1 protein-coding gene and 1 pseudogene are annotated in these 2795 nt (G+C 72.7%); both read right to left on the reverse strand.

The window, feature by feature from the left end:
• Positions 1 to 44 precede the first annotated feature (44 nt).
• Complete coding sequence (locus ACFV1W_RS40425; RefSeq protein WP_380422552.1) at positions 45 to 2621, reverse strand: ABC transporter permease; 2577 nt, start codon at positions 2619 to 2621, stop codon at positions 45 to 47.
• A gap of 57 nt (positions 2622 to 2678) precedes the next feature.
• A pseudogene (locus ACFV1W_RS40430) lies at positions 2679 to 2795 on the reverse strand (ABC transporter ATP-binding protein); the annotation flags it as partial.

The following is a 2795-nucleotide window of genomic DNA, read 5'->3' on the forward strand; positions in this document are numbered from 1 at the left end:
GTTCCCATCGAACCGCCCCCGGGGGCTCCCGTCGTACGCCCGGACTACTGGGTCTTGATCGCACCCAGGATGTCCAGCTTCGCCGCCCGGTGGGCCGGCCAGAGCGCGGCCAGCAGGCCGATCACGGCGGCCGCGAGCAGGAAGCAGGCGATCTGCAGCGGCGGCACCACGGTGGTGATGCCCTTGAGGTCGTCCGCCAGGGTCCGGACGCCCGCCCAGGCCACCAGGATGCCGAGGCCGACCCCGACCAGTCCGCCGAACAGCGCGATCAGCAGCGACTCCAGCCGGACCATCCGGCGGATGCCCAGCCGGTCCAGGCCGATCGCCCGCAGCATGCCGATCTCCCGGCGGCGCTCGAACACCGACATCGCCATGGTGTTGACCACACCGAGCACCGCGATCACCACGGACATGCCGAGCAGCCCGTACATCATGTTCAGGATGTTGGTGACGGCCTGGCGGCTCTCCGCCTTGATGTCCTTCTCGCCCTTGACGGCGATCAGCGGATTGCCGCCGGTCGCGTCGCGCAGCGCCTGCCGGAGCTGCTCGGTCGCGCCGTTCGTGCCCTTGACCAGGACCTTGTTCAGGCCGGAGCCGGGCTGGGCGTGCGGGCCGACCACGGCCTCCGGGGCGAGCACCGGGGCCAGTGCGGTGTCGGCCTCCAGGACGCCGCCGACGGTGAGCGAGCCCTTGGTGCCGTCCGGGTAGGTCACGGCGAGGACGTCGCCGACCTTGTAGCGGGCCTGCTCGGAGCGGCCCGAACTCACCAGCAGCTTGCCCTGCTTGAGCGCGTCCGCCGAGCCCTCCCTGATCCTCACGGTGGCGAGCTGGTCGATGGTCGCCGCGTCCACGGCGGTCAGGAACTCGTTCTCGTCGGAACCCGCACCCGGCCCCCGGCCGACGGCGACCGGGACGCTGCGCTCGGTGCTCATCGCGCTGACGCCGTGCGCCTTGGCGATCTGCGGGGCGACCTCGGGGGAGAGGTCCGAGAAGTTCCGCATGGCGACGGTGTAGTCGGCCTTGAGGTCGCTGGAGGTGGAGTCGTCGACGGCCTTGTTCACCGAGGCGCCGACCACGGTCAGCGAGGTGATCAGGGTGACGCCGATGGTCAGCGCCGAGGCGGTGGCGGCGGTGCGGCGCGGGTTGCGCACCGCGTTCTCCCCGGCGAGCTTGCCCGGTGTGCCGTACACGGCCCGCAGCAGCGGGGCGAACAGGGCGATCAGCGGCCGGGACAGCAACGGGGTGAGCACGAACACGCCGATCAGCAGCGCCCCCGAGCCGAGGCCGACCAGCTTGACCTCCTTGCCGCTCGCACCGGCGGCCAGCGCGCCCGCACCGGCCACCGAGAACAGCAGCCCGACGGTGTTGCGCAGCCGCAGGCTCTTCTGGGTGGCGGGCTGCTCGGAGGAGCTCATCGCCGCGACCGGCGCGATCCGGGAGGCCCGGCGGGCGGGCAGCCAGGCGGCGACCAGGGTGACCAGCACGCCGACGGCGATCGCGGCCAGGACGGTGGTCGGGGCGATCACCAGCGGGCCGTCCGGCAGGTTGGCGTCCATCGGGCCGTTGAGCAGGGCCTTGAGCCCTACGGCGATCCCGATGCCGGCCAGCAGGCCGGCGACGGAGGCGGTCAGGCCGACCAGCGCGGCCTCGGCCTTCACCGAGCGGGTGATCTGCCGGCGGGTCGCCCCGACGGCGCGCAGCAGGGCCAGCTCCCTGGTGCGCTGGGCGACCAGCATGGAGAAGGTGTTGGCGATGATGAAGACCCCGACGAACAGCGCGATGGCGGCGAAGCCCATCAGGAAGGTGCTCAGGAACCTGGTGCCCCGGGCGATCATCCGGTCCTGCTCGTCCGCCAGTTCGCGGCCGGTCCTGGCCTCGATGCCGTCGCCCTTGGGGGCGGCCTGCCTGACGGCGGCGAGCAGCGCGGTGTCGTCGGCGCCCGGCGCGCCCTTGACGTCCAGCTCGGCGAAGCGGCCGGGGCTGAGGTAGAGCTGCTGGGCCGTGGCGGTGTCGAAGGCGGCCAGCGAGCCGCCGGCCATCACCCGCGGGTCGTTGGTGTGCAGGGTGCCGGTGAGCCTGAGCTGCATCACCGGGCCGTTGACCGCGACCCGGACGGTGTCGCCGACCTTGAACCCGCCCTTCTCGGCGGTCCTGGTGTCGAGCGCGATCTCGGTGGCGTCCTTGGGGCCGCGGCCGGCGACCAGCGGGTAGCGCGGGTCGGTGCCGTCGGCGCCCGGCACGTAGTTGGTGCCGGTGGTGGAGAAGCCGTTGCCGATCAGCGCGCCCTTCTTGTCGGCGATGCCGGCGAAGCCGCTGACCACGCCGCGCACGTCGGCGGCGCCGGGCAGGGCGGCCAGCTTGCGGCGGGTGTCCTCGGTGAGGGTCGGACCGGTGGTGGCCCTGCCGCCGTGGTCATAGCCGCGGCCGACGGCCTCGCTGTCGCTGACCGTGACGGCGACGTCGGCGTAGCTCTTGGAGTTCTGGGTCCTGAGCGCCTGGCCCATGGTGTCGGTGAAGACGAGCGTGCCGGCCACGAAGGCCGTTCCGAGCATGACGGCGAGCATCGTCATCAGAAGTCGGCCCTTGTGGGCCAGTACGTTGCGCAGTGCGGTGCGGAACAAGGGAGGTGTCCTGGGGGGGTCGGGGGCGTCGGGCTTCGTTCGCCGGGGCTCGGCGGCTCAGCTGGTGCGGCCCTTGGCGTCGAAGCGGCGCATGCGGTCCAGGACGGTGTCGGCGGTGGGGGCGTGGAGTTCGTCGACGATGCGGCCGTCGGCGAGGAAGACGACGCGGTCGGC

Origin of the sequence: Kitasatospora sp. NPDC059648 (assembly GCF_042734825.1) — a bacterium.
In the GTDB taxonomy this organism is placed as follows: domain Bacteria; phylum Actinomycetota; class Actinomycetes; order Streptomycetales; family Streptomycetaceae; genus Kitasatospora.